Here is a 16,863-nt window from a genome sequence, read left to right on the forward strand (position 1 = left end):
TCTCGGAACTTCGGGTCCCTGATTGCTACCGTGATGCAAGGCGCGCGTCAACGTATCTCACGAGAGGGCAACGATGGCCCGGACCGTTTCCGCGAACGCAGCAATCCCCGGTATGTCCGAGGCGGCCCACGACCGGCCTGTAGCGGCACCGCCGGGGGCCGCGCCCCGCTCGGAGTCGCTGCTGGAACGCGCCTTCACCGAGGCGCTCGAGCCCTCCGAGGACAACGACGAGACCACCACGCGGCTTCTCGACGCCGCCTACGAGCAGTTCCGCCGCATGGGCGTCCGTCGGTCCACAATGGAAGATGTGGCGCGGCGGGCCGGCGTCTCACGGATCACCGCGTACCGCCGGTTCGCCACGAAGGACCGGCTGGTGGAGCAGGTGGTCCGCCGGGAGTTCCGGCGCTACTTCGACCAGTTCCTCGTCGATATCCAGCGGGCCGCGACCGTCGGCGACCGGGTGGTGCTGGGCTTCGTCAGCGCCTTGCAGGCCATCCGCAGCAACCCGCTGATCGGGGGGCTGATGGACGCCGAACCGGACATGCTCGTCCCTTCGATGATCAGCGACGGCGGGCGGACGTTGGCCACTGTGCAGCGGTTCGTCGCCGGCCAGCTCCGTCGCGAACAGCGCGCCGGCACCATCTCCGACGCGGTGGACGTCGAGGTCGTCGCCGAGCTGATGACCCGGCTGTCCTGCTCCTTCCTGCTCATCCCCAGCCACGTCATCGACCTCGATGACACCGAAGAGCTGCGCGCCGTGGCCCGGCGGTTCCTCGTACCGATGCTGGAGCACGGTTCACAGGCCGAGTGACCGGCCGATCACCTCCTTCATGATCTCCGTGGTGCCGCCGTAGATGGTCTGCACGCGAGCGTCCAGGTACGCCCGGGCCACCGGGTATTCGCGCATGTAGCCGTAACCGCCGTGCAACTGGAGGCAGCGGTCGACGGTGCGGTGCTGTAGCTCGGTGCACCACCACTTCGCCATCGCCGCCGTCTCCGCCGTGAGATCCGGCGCGACAAGGCACTGGTCGATGAAGACCCGGCCGAGGCGCAGTTCGGTGGCGAGTTCGGCAAGCAGGAACCGGTTGTGCTGGAAGCTGCCGATGGGGCGGCCGAATGCCTGGCGTTCCTTGCAGTACGCGAGGGTCTGCTCGAACACCGTCTCGGCGCCGGCGAGCGCCGCCACGGCGATCGACAGCCGTTCGAAGGGGAGGTTGCGCATCAGGTAGCCGAAGCCCTTGTCCTCCTCGCCGAGGAGATTTGCCGCAGGCACCCGTACGTCGGCGAAGAACAGCTCGGCGGTGTCCTGCGCCTTCTGCCCGATCTTGTCGAGGTTGCGGCCCCGCTCGAAGCCGGCCATGCCCCGTTCGACCACCAGCAGGCTGATGCCCCGGTGCCCCGCTGCCGGGTCGGTGCGGGCCACGACGATGACCAGGTCGGCCAGGATGCCGTTGCTGATGAAGGTCTTCTGACCGTTGAGGACGTAGCAGTCTCCGTCGCGTACCGCGGTGGTCGTGATGCCCTGGAGGTCGCTGCCGGCGCCGGGTTCGGACATGGCGATCGCGGTGATGAGGTCCCCGGAGCAGAAGCCCGGCAGCCAGCGCTGTTTCTGCTCGTCGTTCGTCAGGTCGGTGAGGTACGGCCCGATGATGTCGTTGTGCAGGCCGAACGCCGGGCCACTCGCGCCCGCCCGGGCAAGCTCCTCGGTCAGGACGGCGCTGAACAGCCGGTCCGTCACGCCGCCTCCGCCGTACCGTTCGTCGACGGAGAAGCCCAGCAGGCCTGTCGCGCCGGCGGCCCGCCACAGGCCGCGGTCGACGATGCCGTCGGCCTCCCAGCGGTCGTGGTGCGGTGCGATCTCCTTGTCGATGAAGGCGCGCACCAGTTCGGCGAACGCGAGGTGGTCGGCGGTGAGGATGGGACGGTTCACCATTGGTGTCAGCTCCTTGCCGCACGGGCCCTACCGGGCCATGTCCTTCACTGTGGCGATCAGACGCCGCGGGTCGGGTCCCAGCGGTGTGACGTTGAGGATCGTGACTCCGGCGTCGCGGTAGGCCTGGACGCGATCCCGTACGTAGCTCTCCGGCCCGATCAGGCTGGTGTGCTCCAGCAGCTCGGCCGGGACGGCGGCGGCGGCCTCCGTCTTGCGCCCCGCCAGGTACAGCTCCTGGATACGGTCGGCGTCGTCGGCGTACCCGTAGCGGCACAGCAGGTCGTGGTAGAAGTTGCGACCCTTTGCGCCCATACCGCCGACGTACAGGGCGATCAGCGGTCGGGCCAGGTCGCGCAGGCCTGTCACGTCGGCACCGATGGCCAGTGGACCACCTGCCACGACCTCCAGCGGCGGGAGATCGGCGGATCGTTTGCGCTGCCCGGCGGCCAGCGCCGCGCCCCAGATGTCGGCCGCGCGCTCCGGGTCGTAGAGGAACGGGAGCCACCCGTCGGCCACTTCGGCGGTCATCCGTACGTTCTTGTCGCCCAGGCTCGCCACGTAGATCGGAATGCTGTCGCGGACCGGCCGGGTGAGGATCTTCAGCGGCTTGCCGAGCCCGGTGCCTTCCTCGGCGGGCAGCGGCAGCCGGTAGATGCCCTCGTTGACAAGCGTCTCGCGTCGCCACACCTGCCGGCAGATCCGGATCACCTCGCGCGTGCGGGTGAGCGGCCGGTCGTAGGCGACGCCGTGCCATCCCTCGATCACCTGCGGCCCGGACGCGCCCAAGCCGAGGATGGCGCGACCACCCGATACCGCGTCCAGCCCCGCCGCGGTCTGGGCCAGCAGCGCCGGGGTACGGGAGTAGATGGGCAGGATGGCGGAGCCGACCTGCAACCGTGTGGTCTTCGCGGCGAGGTAGCCCATGATGGTCGGCGCGTCGAATCCGTAGGCCTCCGACACCCAGACCACGTCGAGGCCATCCTGCTCCCAGGTGGCCACGGCGTCCGCCCCGCTTCTGGGGTCCGTGGCGTAGGCCAGGGGTGTCGCGATACGCATCAGTGGTCTCCTTGTCTCTGGCTGACGGCGCCGTTGTCGAGCCACCGCGGCAGGTCGGCGCCGAGGCCCCAGTCGGTGAGGGCTGTCGCGGTGTCCGCGCCCGGCTCCGGCGGGCTGCCGCCGATCGCCCCGGGTGTCCGCGACAGGCGGGGTGCCACAGCGGGCTGGCGAATGCCGAAGTGCTCCTCGAACGTCGCGCGTGCCACCAGGTGCGGATGGTGCTGCGTCTCGGCGAGCGACAGCACCGGCGCCACGCAGGCGTCGCCACCCTCGAAGAGTTCGGTCCACTCGGCGCGGGTACGGCCCGCGAAGACCTCCGCGAAGCGCGCGCGCAGCACCGGCCATCCGGTGACGTCGTGCTGCGCCGGCAGGTCCGCGTCGGCCAGCCCGAGCCCTCGCAGCAGCTCGGCGTAGAACTGGGGTTCCAGTGCGCCGACCGCCATGTGCCCGTCGTCGGCTGTCGCGTAGACGTCGTAGAACGGTGCGCCCCCGTCGAGCAGGTTGCGGCCGCGCTCGGGTTGCCAGGCGCCGTCGGCGAGCAGTCCGGCGAACAGCGTGGTGAGGTGGGCAGTGCCGTCGACGATCGCGGCGTCGACGACCTGCCCGCGGCCGGTGCTGCGGGCCGTGTGCAGCGCGGCCAGGCAGCCGACGACGAGGTACAGCGCGCCGCCACCGAAGTCGCCGACGAGGTTGAGCGGGATCTGCGGCGGCCCACCGGAGCGGCCGATCGGGTGCAGAGCCCCGGCGACGGCGATGTAGCCGATGTCGTGGCCGGCGGCGTGGGCCAGCGGCCCGTGCTGCCCCCATCCGGTCATCCGTCCGTAGATGAGGCTGGGGTTGCGCTCCAGCGCGGCCTGCGGGCCGACGCCGAGTCGTTCGGCCACCCCGGGACGCCAGCCCTCGATGACGATCGCGGCCCGGTCGGCCAGTCCGAGGACCACCTCGGCCCCGTCGGGATGCTTCAGGTCCACGACGACCGAGCGCTTGCCACGGTTGAGCAGGTCGCGCTTCGGGTCGCCGGCCGGCAGCGCGCCCGGCCCCGGTCGGTCGACCCGGACGACGTCGGCGCCGAGGTCGGCCAGCAGCATCGCGGCGAACGGGCCGGGGCCGATCCCGGCGAGTTCCAGGACCCGGACCCCGGCCAGTGGCCCGCTCACGCGCCGGCCCGGGGCGCGAAGCGGGGCGTACGCCTCTGGACCTGGCTGGCCAGGGCCTCACCGAAGTCGGCACCGCCCAGGGAGGCGGCCATGAGTCGACCGGCGTCGGCGGCCGCCTCGGCGATCCCGGACTCCAGGCCCGCGAACACCTGCCGCCGGATCACCGCCATGGAGGCCGGCGAGCAGTGTGCGGCAAGGTCGGCGGCGTAGGCTTGCGCCTCGGCCAGCACCTCGTCGCGGGGGAGTACGCGTTGCACGAGTCCGATCCGGAGCGCCTCCGCCGCGTCGATCTTGCGACCGGAAATCAGTAGGTCCAGCGCGTTGCCGACGCCGACCAGCCGGGGGAGCAGCCAGGCGCTGCCGTACTCGGCGATGAGACCGAGCCGGCTGAAGGCCGTGGCCAGGCGCGCCTGCGTCGCCATGAACCGCACATCGGCGTACAGGGCGTGGACCAGCCCGAGGCCGGCGGCGCCGCCGTTGACCGCCGCGACGATAGGCGTTCCCAGCGTGATCGGCAGATGTGGCTCGAAGCCGAACTCTTTGGTCAGTTGGTCGCGGTGACGCTCGTCGAGCAGCGCCTCCAGCGCCCCCGGATCGGCGCCCGCGCAGAACCAGTCGCCGGCACCTGTCACCACGATGGCCCGCACCTCAGGATCGCCGTCGGCTGCCAGCAGCGCCGTGTAGTAGTCGCGGAACATGTCGAGCGTCATCGTGTTCCGCTCAGCGGGCCGGTCGAACCAGATCGTGCGTACGCCGGCGTGGGTCGCGGCCCGCAGACCACAACCGGCCGGCTCGGCCTCAAGCACGGAGAACATCGGCGCGTCCCTTGTGATATCTGATATTTGATACTGTTATTGGGTGGCAACCCGGAGCAAGGTCCAAGACGTATCTCATCCCCAGCTCTCCGAGACAGTGGCGAGCCTGCTGCGCGACCGGATCATGTCCGGCCAGCTGCGCCCCGGTGAGCGGATCCGCCTCGAGGAGGTCGCCAAGGAGACCGGGCTGAGCATCACGCCGGTGCGCGAGGCCCTGCTGATGCTGCGCGCCGAGGACATGGTCGAGCTGCAACCACGTCGTGGCCACGTGGTCGCGCCGCTGTTCCGTCAGGACATCGTGGACGTGTTCGCGTTGCAGGGCGACATCGCCGGCGAGCTCGCCGCCCGGGTCGCCGTCAGCATCACCCAGGCCCAGCTCGACGACCTGCGGCAGCAGCACGAGCGGCTGCGCCGGGCCGCCCAGGCCCGGCAGGTCGGCCGGGTCGAGCAGCTCGAGTTCGAGTTCCACCGCGGCATCAACCGGCTGGCCGGCGCACGCAAGCTGTCCTGGCTGCTGCGGACCGCGACGCGCTACACGCCGTCGCGGTTCTACGCCACCGACGCCGAGTGGCGGGCGGGCATGATCGCCGACCACGAGGCTCTGCTGGACGCCCTCGAGGCCCACGACCCGGTCGCCGTGCGGCCGGTCATGGCCCGCCACTTCACCGACGGCGCTGAGCGGCTGGTCAAGCACCTGGACGGTCTGGGGGTGTGGAGCGAGTGAGTCAGTGGCGACCATGACGCCACTTGAACATCGCCAGCGAGGTCCGCATGGCGGAAGCGGCGGGTTGCAGCGCCATCACGTCGATCGGCGGCCGGAACCGCTGCCAGGTGACCGAGCGCGGTCGGCTGAACTCGCGCAGGCCGTCCGCGCCGTGGACCCGTCCGAAACCCGAGTCGCCCACGCCGCCGAAGGGCAGCGACGGCACCCCGGCGTACCCGAGCACCGAGTTGACCGACACGGCTCCCACCCGCAGCCGGGCCGCGAGTGCCAGCCCCTGGCGGCGATGCCGCGTGAAGATGGAGCCGGAGAGGCCGTACCGTGTCGCGTTCGTCCGACGTAGCGCCTCGTCGACGTCGGGCACCGGGTTGACCACCAGCACCGGGCCGAACGTCTCGTCGGTGACCGCCGCGCTGTCCTCGGGGACGTCGGTGAGCACGACCGGCTCGACGAACGGTGGCCGCACCGAACTCGCGTCACCGACCACGGCGCGGGCACCCCGGTCGATGGCGTCGGTGATGTGGCGCAGCACGATGCCGGGCTGGGCCGGCGTGCTCATCGGCCCGTACGGCGCGTCCGGCTCGGCGCCCGGCTGGACCTGCCGCACCAGCTCGGCCAGCTTGGCCACGAACGGCTCGTAAACGGCCTGCTCCACGTAGACGCGCTCGACACCGGCACACGTCTGCCCGGCGTTGCCCAGGCCGCCGAAGACCGCCGCCTGGGCGGCGGCATCGAGGTCGGCGTCGGCCGTGACGATGAGCGCGTCCTTGCCGCCGCCCTCGATCACGACGGGGATCAGGTTCTCGGCGCAGGCGGCCATGACCGTCCGGCCTGTCGCCGCCGACCCGGTGAACGCGATCTTGTCGACCCCTGCGCGGCACAGTGCTGCCCCGGTCGTGCCGTCACCCGTGACGACCTGCAGGACCGGCCGATCGGGGAGCAGCTCACTCCAACGCTCGGCGAGCCACACGCCGACGCCGGTGGTGAACTCGCTGGGCTTGAAGACCACCGCATTGCCGGCGGCCAGCGCGTGCGAGATGGCTCCCATCGGCGTGTAGACCGGGTAGTTCCACGGCCCGATCACTCCGACGACGCCGTACGGCACGTACTCCACGGAGCTGGCCTGGTTGAACGCGAGCAGGCCCGAGGAGACCCCGCGTCGCCTCAGCACGCGTCGGGCGTGCCGGGCGGCCCAGTCCAGGTGCTCGACGGCGAGCATCACCTCAAGCTGAGCCCCGGCGATCGACTTGCCTGTCTCGCTGCGGATCAGCTCGGCCAGCTCGTCGATGCGGTTCGCGATTGCCGCCTTGTAGGTGAGCAGGTGCTGCCGGCGTTGCCGCGCGTCCAGGCCGGCCCACCAGCCTGCCGCCTCGCGTGCCCTGTCGACGGCGGCGCGTACGACAGCTGCGTCAGCTATGTCGTAGTCGGTGCGGGACTCGCCGGTGATCGGGTCGACGAGGTGCAACCGGCGAGGTTGCTCAACGAGGGATGTCATCCGCAGCTCCTGACATTTGATATTCGATAGTTTAGCCTTGCTGTCAATCCCTTTGCGACGCTGGAGGTACAGCTGTGGAATGGAGCGACGAGCAACGATCACTGGTCGCCGCCGTGCAGGATTTCTGTCGTCGCGAGGCAGGTACTCGTGAGCAGCGGCAGCACCTCACGAACGGCGGACGGGAGCCCCACAGTCCCGAGCTGTACCGCAAGATGGCCGACCTCGGCTGGCTGGGCCTGTCGCTGCCGGAGGAGTTCGACGGCGGTGGGGCCGGCATGGTGGAGTTGTGCCTCTTCCTGGAGGAGACGGCCAAGGCGATGGCGCCGATCGGCGGCTTCACCACGTCGATCATCGTGGCCGCCACCTACGAGCGCTTCGGCTCGTCCGAGCAGAAGAAGCGCATCCTCAGCGGGGTGGCCCGTGGCGTCGTCGAGGCGGTCGCGATGTCCGAGCCGGAGGCCGGCTCGGACGTGGCCAACCTGAGTTGCCGCGCCGAGCACCGGGGCGACGTTTTCGTCATCAACGGCCAGAAGACGTGGTGCTCCAACGCCCATCTCGCCGAGCACATCCTGCTTGTCGCCCGGACGTCGGGAAGCGCCGGTGACCACCACGGCCTCACCATGTTCCTGGTCCCGGCCAACGCGCCCGGACTGACCATCTCCGGCATCGACACAATGGGCGGCCGGGAGGTGAACGACCTCTACTTCGCCGACTGCGTGCTGCCCGCCGACGCCGTGGTCGGTCAGGTCGACAACGGCTGGCGGCAACTGATGGCCGGGCTCAACATGGAGCGACTCATCCTGGCCAGCGTCATGCTCGGCACCGCGCAGCGGGCGTTCGACGACGTCATGGAATACGTCAAGAACCGGCAGCAGTTCCGCCGGCCCATCGGGTCGTTCCAGGTGATCCGGCACCGCCTCGCCGACCTGGCCACCGAGATCGAGTGCGCCCGGCTGCTGATCTACAACACCGCGGCCCAGGTCGACAGGGCCCCGGAGAAGGTGCTGCCCCGGGAGAGTTCGATGGCGAAACTCAAGGCCACCGAGACGGCCCGTCGCGTCGCCCTGGACGCCATGCAGATGATGGGCGGCTACGGGTACGCGACCGAGTTCGACATGGAACGCCTGGTCCGATCCTCGGTCGTCTCCACCGTCTACGGCGGCACCAGCGAGATCCAGCGCGAGATCATCGCGAAGACGTACGGGTTGTCCGACCACATGCGGTAAGGCTCAAGCGATACGCCGCCGATGGCACGTCCATCGGCGGACACCCCGGCCGACGAGTGTGCCGAACACTCGCCGGCCGGGGTGTTTTGTTAGGCATGGTTCGACATCACCCGCTCGTCGTCCCCACCTTCCGGTGGGCAGGGGGCCGCGCGCGCACTTATGCCGATCAGTGCGAGGCCCAGAACTCTTCCCAAGAAGTTACGTGTGATTTACAGTGCCGTAAGCACGAAGAGGGTGCCCGCGCCAACGATCGCGGGCCGATCGCCTGTCACCGCCGGTCCGACCGGGCGATGGTGCTTCATCACGGCCGAGTCGTGCTCACCGGGTCCGTCGCCGAACTCCGCGCCGACCGGCGCGCCGTCGCCGAGGCCTACTTCGGCACCGCCCCGCGCCTGGCGCCGGCCACGCGGGATCCCGCCCACCGCTCTGAACGGGAAAAATAATGGAATTATCTGCCAAACAGCGCGCCGCCCTGGCGAGCATCTGCGACACCTTCACACCGGGCGACGGGGCTGACCTCCCGCCGGCCAGTCAGCTCGGCGCGGTCGACATCATGGCCGCGCTGGTTCTGCACAACCCTCGCGCCGCCGAGGTCAAGCAGTTCCTCCAACTGCTGGAACTGTGGGACTCCCGCGCCACCCAGTTGATCCTCGGCGGCGGCGCACGGCGCTTCTCCCGGCAGACCCAGCAGCGCCGCGAGCGGATGCTGCTCGCCCTGGCCGAGTCGAACGTCACCCGCAAGCGGGCGCTCTTCCAGGCGCTCAAGGGCGCGGCCACCCTGTCCTACTACATGGCGCCCGGGCCGACCGGCCGATCGCCGGTGTGGTCCGCCATCGGCTACCCCGGCCCGCTCGGCACCAGGACCGACGCCCCCGAGCCCGCCCTGGCGCCGATCCGCCCGTCCGCGCCGACCACCCTGGACTGCGATGTCGTCGTCGTCGGGTCGGGCGCTGGCGGCGGCACCGCCGCGGCCGTCCTCGCCGGCCACGGTCTCGACGTGATCGTCGTGGAGAAGGGCGGGTACTACGACGACAGGGACTTCGACGGCGGAGAGCTGTCCGGATTGTCGCGGCTCTACGCCCCAGGCCCTCGGCCACCGCGGAGGGCCAGCTGAGCATCCTCCAGGGACAGTGCCTCGGTGGCGGCACCGTCGTCAACTACACCACGTCGTTCCGCACCCCGCCGCGGGTTCGCGACGAGTGGGCTGCGCTGGGCGTGCCACAGTTCGTCACTGACGAGTACGAGCGTTGCCTCGACGCGGTGTGGTCCCGGCTCGGCGTCAACAGCGACCACGGCAGGATCTCGTCTCGTGACGCGCTCATGGAGCGCGGACTGACAGCGCTCGGCTGGCATGTCGACGAGATGCCCCGCAACGTCGACGGCTGCGACACCGGCGTCGAGTGCGGGCGGTGTGGTCTGGGCTGCCGCATCGGCGCCAAGAAATCCGCGACAAAGACCTGGCTCGTCGACGCCCAGCGCGCGGGTGCGCGCCTCCTCGTCGACGTCGATGTCCGCACGGTCACCATCACGGCCGGCAGGGCGACCGGCGTCGCCGGCCACACCGCCGACGGTCACCCGGTGACCATTCGTGCCCGCGCGGTGGTCGCCGCGGCCGGCAGCGTGCAGACGCCGGCCCTGTTGCGCCGCTCCGGCCTCACGAACCCGAACATCGGCCGGCACCTCCATCTGCACCCGGCCACCGGCGTCTGGGGCGTGTTCGCCGAGGAGGTCCGCCCGTGGGAGGGCGGAATGCAGACCCGTTACTCCACCGAACACGCCGATCTCGACGGCCTCGGCTACGGCGTCATCTACGAGACCGCCGCCACCAACCCGGCCACCGCCGTGTCCTTCATGAGCTGGACGGGCGCCCGGAACCACCTGGACCAGATGCGGTCGCTGCCGAACCTCAGCGGGGTCGGCATCATCACCCGCGACCGCGACAGTGGACAGGTCAAGGTCGGCAGCGACGGCGAGCCGGTGGTGCACTACCGCCTCTCCGCCTACGACGCCGCCCACATGCGGGCCGGGATCGCCGGTGCGGCTCGTATCGTCGAGGCGGCCGGTGCCCGCAAGCTGTTCTCCGGCCATCAGCGCGGCAGGATCTGGGAACGCGGCAAGGGATCCATCGAGGACTTCATCCGCCAGACGGACACCTTGGGCACCGCGCCCGGTCAGGTCGCCATGGCCGCCCTGCACATCATGGGCGCGGCCCGCATGGGCGGCAGCAGGGCCACGTCGGTCGCCGGGCCCGACGGCGCCACGTGGGAGGTCCCGAACCTGGTCCTCGTCGACGCGTCCACCTTCCCGGCGTCGTTGGGCGTCAACCCGATGATCTCCGTCGAGGCCATCGCGTACATGAACGCCCAACGACTCGCCGCCGGGATCTGACCGCCTATTCGAACCGCTCGCCCCGGTCGGCCATTGCCAACAGCAGTGGGGGCGGGCTGAACCGGTCACCGTAGCGCTCCGCGAGCACCCGCGCGCGGGCCACGAAGCCCGGCAGCCCGCCCTCGTACTGGTTGATGTACTGCAGGACGCCGCCGGTCCAGCTCGGGTAGCCGATGCCCAGTATCGAACCGACGTTGGCGTCGACCACCGAGGTGAGCACCCCCTCTGCGAGGCACCGCACCGACTCGACCGCCTCGATGAAGAGCATCCGCTCCTTCAGGTCCTCGAAGGGTGTGTCGAGATTGGTTCCGCCGAAGTTGTCCCGCAGGCCCGGCCAGAGACCGACCCGTTTGCCGTCGCGGTAGTCGTAGAAGCCCGCGCCACCCGAGCGTCCCGGTCGACCGAAGTCGTCGATCATCCGGTCGATGACCGCGTCGGCGGCGTGTGGCTGCCAGGTGCCACCGGCGGCGACCGTCGCCGCGGCCGTCTCCTGCCGGATCCTGCGGGGCAGTGTGAGGGTGAGTTCGTCCATCAGCGCGAGGACCGGCGCGGGATAACCGGCCTGGCTGCTGGCCTGCTCGATGGTGGCCGCCGGGATCCCCTCGGCCAGCATCGCCACGCCCTCGTTGGTGAACGTCCCGATGACCCGGCTGGTGAAGAAACCGCGGCTGTCGTTGACGACGATGGGTGTCTTGCGTATCCGACGTACCAGGCCCAGGACCCGCTGGAGCGTGGCCTCGTTGGTGCGCTCGCCGCGGATCAGCTCGACAAGTGGCATCTTGTCCACCGGCGAGAAGAAGTGCAGCCCGATGAACTCCTCCGGCTTGCTGACGCCCTCGGCGAGCAGTGTGATGGGCAGTGTGGACGTGTTGGAGGCGATCAGCGCCTCCGGTGCGACCTGCTCGATCTCGGCGTACACCTTCTGCTTGAGCGCGGGGTCCTCGAAGACCGCCTCGATGGCGAGGTCGACGCCGGCGAGGTCGGCGATGTCCTCGGTGGGCTCGATCCGGGCCAGGATCGCGTCGCGCTCGTCCGGCGTGGACGTGCCCCGGGCGACAGCCTTGTCAAGGACGCCCACCGAGTACGCCTTTCCGCGCAACGCCCCCTCGACGGTCACGTCCTTGAGAACGACCCGCATCCCGGCCCGCGCGCACACGTACGCGATGGCGGCGCCCATCATGCCCGCGCCGATGACCGCCACCCGCCCCAGCGGTGGATGGTCCGCACCGATGTCCCGCGAGCCGGCGGCCTGTACGTCGAAGAAGAGCGCCTTGATCATGTTCTTGGCGATCTGGCCGGTGGCGAGTTCGGTGAAGTACCGCCCCTCGATGGTGAGGGCGGTGTCCAGGTCGACCTGTGCGCCTTCGACGGCGGCGGCGACGATGTTGAGGGGAGCCGGGTAGGGGGCGCCCTTGAGTTGCTTGCGCAGAATGGCCGGCACGGCCGGCAACTGGGCGGCGAGCGCCGGGGTGGACGGGGTGCCGCCGGGAATCTTGTAGCCCTTGCGGTCGTACGGCTGCATCGCGTCGGGGTTGGCGGCGATCCAGGCGCGGGCGGCATCCATCATGTCGGCCTCGTCGGCGGCGATCGCGTCGACCAGCCCGTGCGAGAGCGCGTCCTGCGGTCGGCGCCGCTGACCGCGGAGCAGCCAGTTGCTAAGCGCGTCGGTCACGCCCAGCAGGCGGACGCTGCGCACGACGCCACCACAGCCCGGCAGCAGGCCGAGGGTGACCTCCGGGAAGCCGGTCTCGATGGCCGGGTTGTCGAGGACGATGCGGTGGTGGCAGCCCAGGGCGAGTTCGAGCCCACCACCGAGGGCCGAGCCGTTGATGGCGGCAACGACCGGACGGCCGAGTGTCTCCAAGCGGCGTACGGTGTCCTTGAGCAGGCGGGTTTCCGCTTCCGACGCCTCGGCGTCGGCGGGCGTCAGCCGCAGCAGCGCGTCCAGGTCGCCGCCGGCGAAGAAGGTCTTCTTGGCCGAGGTGATGATCACGCCGGCGATGTGGTCGCGTTCGGCCTCGAGCCGGTCGACTGTCGCCGTGAGGCTCGCACCGAACTCGCTGTTCATCACGTTCGCCGAACGGCCGGGGTGGTCGAGGGTGAGCAGGACGACGTCGTCGTCGCGTTCCCACCGGATCGTGTTGACCATTCGTGACTCCTCAGACTCGTTCGATGACTGTCGCGATGCCCATGCCGCCGCCGGCGCAGAGGGTGGCGAGCCCGTAGCGGCCACCGCGTCGCTCCAACTCGTCGACGAGGGTGCCGAGGATCATGGCTCCGGTCGCTCCCAGGGGGTGCCCCATCGCTATCGCGCCGCCGTTGACGTTGACCCTGTCCAGGCTCAGGCCCATGTCGGCGACGAACCGCAGGACCACTGCCGCGAACGCCTCGTTGATCTCGACCAGGTCGAGGTCGTCGACGCCGAGACCCGCCTTGCTCAGCGCCTTGCGCGCGGCCGGCGCCGGGCCGGTGAGCATGATCGTCGGTTCGGCGCCACTGATCGCGGTGGCGACGATGCGTGCCCGCGGGACGAGGCCGGCGGCCGCGCCGACGGCCTCGCTGCCGACGGCCACCAACGAGGCGCCGTCGACGATGCCGGAGGAGTTGCCCGCCGTGTGGACGTGGTTGATGCGTTCGACCCAGTGGTATTTCTGGAGCGCGACCGCGTCGAAGCCGGCCTGCTCCCCGATGCCGGCGAAGGATGGACGAAGCGAGGCGAGGCTCTCGGCTGTCGAGTCCAGCCGGATGTGCTCGTCGCGGTCGAGGATTGTCAACCCGTTGCGGTCCCGCACCGGGACGACCGAGCGGGTGAAGTAGCCGTTGGCCCATGCCTTGGCGGTCCGGACCTGCGACTGCAGCGCGTAGCCGTCGACCACGTCGCGGTCGTAGCCTGCGATGGTCGCGATGAGGTCCGCGCTGATGCCCTGGGGCACGAAACCGGTGGTGTAGTTGGTTTCCGGGTCCAGTGCCCAGGCTCCACCGTCGGAACCCATCGGGATACGGGACATCGATTCGACGCCGCCGGCGAGGACGAGATCCTCCCAGCCCGAACGCACCTTCTGCGCGGCGATGTTCACCGCCTCCAGGCCCGAGGCGCAGAAGCGGTTGAGCTGGACGCCGGCCACGGTGTCGGGCAGGCCGGCGACGACGGCGGCCGTCCTGGCGATGTCGGCGCCCTGGTCACCAAGCGGGGACACCACTCCGAGCACGATGTCGTCGATCAGCGCCGGATCCAGACCGGGCATCCGCCGCAGGGTCTCCTCGATCAGGCCGGTGACGAGCGAAACCGGCTTAACCCCGTGTAGCGATCCGCTCGGTTTGCCCCGACCACGCGGTGTGCGCAGTGCGTCGTAGATGAACGCCTCGGTTGTCATAGCCAAGCTCCTCGCTACTCACCTCAATGCGAATCCCGCCTAACTTTCGTTGAGCTCGCGGCCGCTTGTCAAGCAACATCCGCCCCTCATGCCCGCTGGCCGCATTCGGCCTGGGTCGATGTCGGCAAGCGAGGCGGCTGAGGGCCATCGCCGCAATCCTGCGAGGTGGCGCTAACGTGTAGGGGTGCGAACAGCAGCCAGCGGCACCGGTCCCGCAGCGACGAAGCGTCCCAAGGATCGCAAGGACCGCATCGCGCTGGCCGGAGCCGAGCTGTTCTGCGAGCGGGGCTATCACGGCGTCTCCGTCGACGAGATCGCCGCCGTCGTCGGCATCAGCGGCCCGGCGGTCTACCGGCACTTCCCGAACAAGTACGCCATCCTCGTGCACGCCACGCGGGAGATGGTCGGCGCGCTGCTCGCCGCGACCGCCGACCCACCGGCGGTCACCGCCGAGGGCGTCCTCGACGTGCTGCTGGGCAGGCTCGCCGACGTCGCGGTGAGCAAGCGGCGCGTCGCGGGGCTGTACCAGTGGGAGGGCCGCTACCTCACCCCGGAGCATCGGCAGGAGTTCGCCGCGACTCTGACCACGCTTGTCGGCCGCCTCGCCGGGCCACTGCGCGAGCTGCGACCCGAACTGACCGCCGAGCAGGCCGAGTTGCTCGTCAACGCGGCTCTCAGCGCCTTCGGCAGTGTGACCACCTACCGCGCGGCGACCACCGGCACCGGCACCGAGCGACTGCTCACCCGGGTCGCCTGGACCCTGCTGCGCGGCGACGCGCCGCAGTTGCCGCCACCGCCGCGCGGCACGCCGGGCACCGCGCCGGTGCGCCCGGCGGCGCGCCGGGAACTGCTGCTCATCGAGGCTATCCGCCTCTTCCGCCGCCACGGCTACCACGCCGTAGCCGTCGAGGACATCGGACGCGCCGCCGGCATGCAGGCATCCAGCGTGTACCGGTACTTTCCCAGCAAGGCCGACCTGCTCGCAGCCGCCTACTACCGCGCCACGGACCGCCTCGCCGGAGCCACCAGCGAGGCGATCACCGAGGCGAGTGACCCGGCCGACGCCCTGCGCCGAGTTGTGCGGGCCTACGTCGCCTTCGCCTTCGGCCAGAGCAACCTCGTCGCGGTCTACCTCGCGGAGAACAACAACCTGCCGGACAAGGACCGCCACCAGTTGCGCGGGGCGCAGCGCCTGCACGTCGAGGAGTGGGTACGACTCGTCCGCGCGGTGCGACCGGACCTGCCGGCGACCGACGCCCGCGTGCTCGTCCACGCCGCTCTCAACGTCATCACCGACATCGGCCGGCTCGGCCGCTTCGACAGTGCCGAGGGTTACGACACCCAGACGGCCCACCTGGCCCTCGCCGTCCTGTACGCCTGACCAGCAGGCATCCGGGCCGGACACCTCAGGGCCGATCGCCCGGTGGCGCCCAGGTACGCCGGCCAGGCGGTGAGCACGGGTCGCGACAGCGCTGTGATTGACTAGCAGGCGTGCTCCTGTCTCCTCCGACGCCTGATCGACTGATCCGGTGACCACCGGGCCGACCGCGGCCACCCGACCTCGCAACCGCAGGCAGGTCATCCTCGAGGCAGCCGGTCAGGTCTTCAGCGAGCGCGGCTACCACGCGGCGTCCATGGAGGAGATCGCCGCCGTCGTCGGCATCAGCGCCGCAGCCCTCTACCGGCACTTCCCGAACAAGTACGCGTTGTTCGCCGAGTGCGCCAACGTCATCGTCGACAAGCTTGTCGCGGTCGTCGACGAGTGGCCGCACGAGGCTGCCCTGACCGACGTGCTCGCCGCCCTCACCCGGGTAACGGTGTCCCACCGCGCGTCCGGCGGCCTCTACCGGTGGGAGGCACGCTACCTCAAGCGCGCCGACCGCCAGCTGCTGCGGACGAAGTTCGCGCACGTCGTGGAGCGGGTCACCGACACGGTACGGCGCGAGTACCCGCTGCCCGACGAGCGCCTGCGGGCGATGGCGGCCCTCGGCGTGATCGGGTCCATCACCATGCACCGCACCTCGATCGCCCAACGCCGGATCGAGGATCTGTTGCTGGCGTCCGCCCTGGGCGTGGTGGCCACCGATCCGGCGACGGCGGAGGGCAGTGCGCGCCTTGTCGAACTGCCCGCCCAGCCCGTCCCGCGCACTCGACGTGCCGAGATCCTGGCGGCGGCCGTCCCCCTCTTCGCGCGCGACGGCTTCGCCAATGTCACGAACGCGCAGATCGCCCAGGCGGTGGGGTTGGCCCCGTCCGCGATCTACCGGCACTACCCCGGCAAGGTCGACATTCTGGTGGCCGCCTGCCTGCAGGCGGCGGGCCTGCTGGCCCAGGCGGTGGAGCGGAGCCTTCACCGGGCGACCGATCCACATCAGGCCGTCGTCGCGTTGGCGGCGGCGTACGTGGCCTACTGTTTCGAGCACAACGCGCTCAACAGCGTCGCCGAGGCCGAGGTCGCCGGCCTGCCGGCCGAGCTCCGGCGGCCCCTGATCCTCGCGCAGCGTGAGCACATCGCCGTCTGGGAGCAACAGGTACGAATGGTCCGCCCGGAACTGGACCCACGACAGGCCCGACTGCTGGTTCACGCCGGCTTCGGTGTGGTCGTCGAGGCCGGGCGCGCCCTGCGCTGGCAGGACGCGCCCGGCCACCGGGACGCGGTCACCGCTCTGGTCACCGGTGCCCTGACGCGGTGAGCACA

General features: G+C 70.5%; 14 protein-coding genes. 7 read left to right on the forward strand and 7 right to left on the reverse strand.

Going from position 1 to position 16,863, the window contains the following annotated elements:
* The first annotated feature begins 112 nt into the window (after window positions 1-112).
* The gene (locus tag ADK66_RS17555) at window positions 113-811 is read left to right on the forward strand and encodes a TetR/AcrR family transcriptional regulator (protein ID WP_231640078.1); all 699 of its coding nucleotides are present in this window, start codon (window positions 113-115) and stop codon (window positions 809-811) included.
* Here ADK66_RS17555 and ADK66_RS17560 read toward each other — a convergent pair.
* Genes ADK66_RS17560 through ADK66_RS17575 form a run of 4 tightly spaced genes read right to left on the reverse strand, consistent with a single transcriptional unit; the run spans window position 797 to window position 4,961 of the window.
* The gene (locus ADK66_RS17560) at window positions 797-1,933 is read right to left on the reverse strand and encodes an acyl-CoA dehydrogenase family protein (protein ID WP_053656603.1); all 1,137 of its coding nucleotides are present in this window, start codon (window positions 1,931-1,933) and stop codon (window positions 797-799) included. The two genes, ADK66_RS17555 and ADK66_RS17560, sit on opposite strands and share 15 nt — an antisense overlap.
* A 27-nt stretch (window positions 1,934-1,960) precedes the next feature.
* Window positions 1,961-2,989, reverse strand: a complete 1,029-nt coding sequence (locus ADK66_RS17565) for an LLM class F420-dependent oxidoreductase (protein ID WP_053656605.1) — start codon at window positions 2,987-2,989, stop codon at window positions 1,961-1,963.
* Complete coding sequence (locus tag ADK66_RS17570; protein WP_053656606.1) at window positions 2,989-4,146, reverse strand: CaiB/BaiF CoA-transferase family protein; 1,158 nt, start codon at window positions 4,144-4,146, stop codon at window positions 2,989-2,991. The genes ADK66_RS17565 and ADK66_RS17570 overlap by 1 nt, the downstream gene beginning before the upstream one ends.
* Window positions 4,143-4,961, reverse strand: coding sequence for an enoyl-CoA hydratase-related protein (locus tag ADK66_RS17575; RefSeq protein ID WP_053656608.1), 819 nt, complete (start codon window positions 4,959-4,961; stop codon window positions 4,143-4,145). Before ADK66_RS17575 ends, ADK66_RS17570 begins: the two co-directional genes overlap by 4 nt.
* Before the next feature lie 43 nt (window positions 4,962-5,004).
* Between ADK66_RS17575 and ADK66_RS17580 the strand changes: the two genes are divergently transcribed.
* Window positions 5,005-5,685, forward strand: a complete 681-nt coding sequence (locus tag ADK66_RS17580) for a GntR family transcriptional regulator (protein ID WP_053656610.1) — start codon at window positions 5,005-5,007, stop codon at window positions 5,683-5,685.
* A gap of 1 nt (window position 5,686) precedes the next feature.
* Here ADK66_RS17580 and ADK66_RS17585 read toward each other — a convergent pair whose 3' ends face one another.
* Complete coding sequence (locus ADK66_RS17585; protein WP_053656612.1) at window positions 5,687-7,177, reverse strand: aldehyde dehydrogenase family protein; 1,491 nt, start codon at window positions 7,175-7,177, stop codon at window positions 5,687-5,689.
* 74 nt (window positions 7,178-7,251) lie between these two features.
* Here ADK66_RS17585 and ADK66_RS17590 point away from each other — a divergent pair, with 74 nt between their 5' ends.
* From ADK66_RS17590 to ADK66_RS17600, 3 genes are all read left to right on the forward strand, one after another.
* The gene (locus ADK66_RS17590; protein ID WP_053656614.1) at window positions 7,252-8,403 is read left to right on the forward strand and encodes an acyl-CoA dehydrogenase family protein; all 1,152 of its coding nucleotides are present in this window, start codon (window positions 7,252-7,254) and stop codon (window positions 8,401-8,403) included.
* A 442-nt stretch (window positions 8,404-8,845) separates the two neighbouring features.
* Window positions 8,846-9,517: a gluconate 2-dehydrogenase subunit 3 family protein gene (locus ADK66_RS32335; protein WP_231640079.1), complete on the forward strand. Its 672-nt coding sequence runs from the start codon at window positions 8,846-8,848 to the stop codon at window positions 9,515-9,517.
* A gap of 2 nt (window positions 9,518-9,519) precedes the next feature.
* A complete protein-coding gene (locus tag ADK66_RS17600; RefSeq protein WP_231640086.1) occupies window positions 9,520-10,791 on the forward strand; it encodes a GMC family oxidoreductase N-terminal domain-containing protein in 1,272 nt (423 codons plus the stop codon).
* Window positions 10,792-10,795: 4 nt separating this feature from the next.
* Here ADK66_RS17600 and ADK66_RS17605 read toward each other — a convergent pair whose 3' ends face one another.
* Together ADK66_RS17605 and ADK66_RS17610 are read right to left on the reverse strand one after the other, a co-directional pair.
* Window positions 10,796-12,940, reverse strand: coding sequence for a 3-hydroxyacyl-CoA dehydrogenase NAD-binding domain-containing protein (locus ADK66_RS17605; RefSeq protein ID WP_053656618.1), 2,145 nt, complete (start codon window positions 12,938-12,940; stop codon window positions 10,796-10,798).
* Window positions 12,941-12,950: 10 nt separating this feature from the next.
* On the reverse strand, window positions 12,951-14,165 hold the full coding sequence (locus ADK66_RS17610; RefSeq protein WP_053656620.1) for an acetyl-CoA C-acetyltransferase: 1,215 nt from the start codon (window positions 14,163-14,165) through the stop codon (window positions 12,951-12,953).
* Between the two features lie 184 nt (window positions 14,166-14,349).
* Here ADK66_RS17610 and ADK66_RS17615 point away from each other — a divergent pair, with 184 nt between their 5' ends.
* On the forward strand, window positions 14,350-15,546 hold the full coding sequence (locus ADK66_RS17615) for a TetR/AcrR family transcriptional regulator (protein WP_053656622.1): 1,197 nt from the start codon (window positions 14,350-14,352) through the stop codon (window positions 15,544-15,546).
* Between the two features lie 148 nt (window positions 15,547-15,694).
* Window positions 15,695-16,858, forward strand: a complete 1,164-nt coding sequence (locus ADK66_RS17620; RefSeq protein ID WP_053656624.1) for a TetR/AcrR family transcriptional regulator — start codon at window positions 15,695-15,697, stop codon at window positions 16,856-16,858.
* The last annotated feature ends 5 nt before the right edge of the window (window positions 16,859-16,863 follow it).

The sequence above is a fragment of the Micromonospora sp. NRRL B-16802 genome (genome assembly GCF_001279555.1).
Classification (GTDB): Bacteria; Actinomycetota; Actinomycetes; order Mycobacteriales; family Micromonosporaceae; genus Micromonospora; species Micromonospora profundi.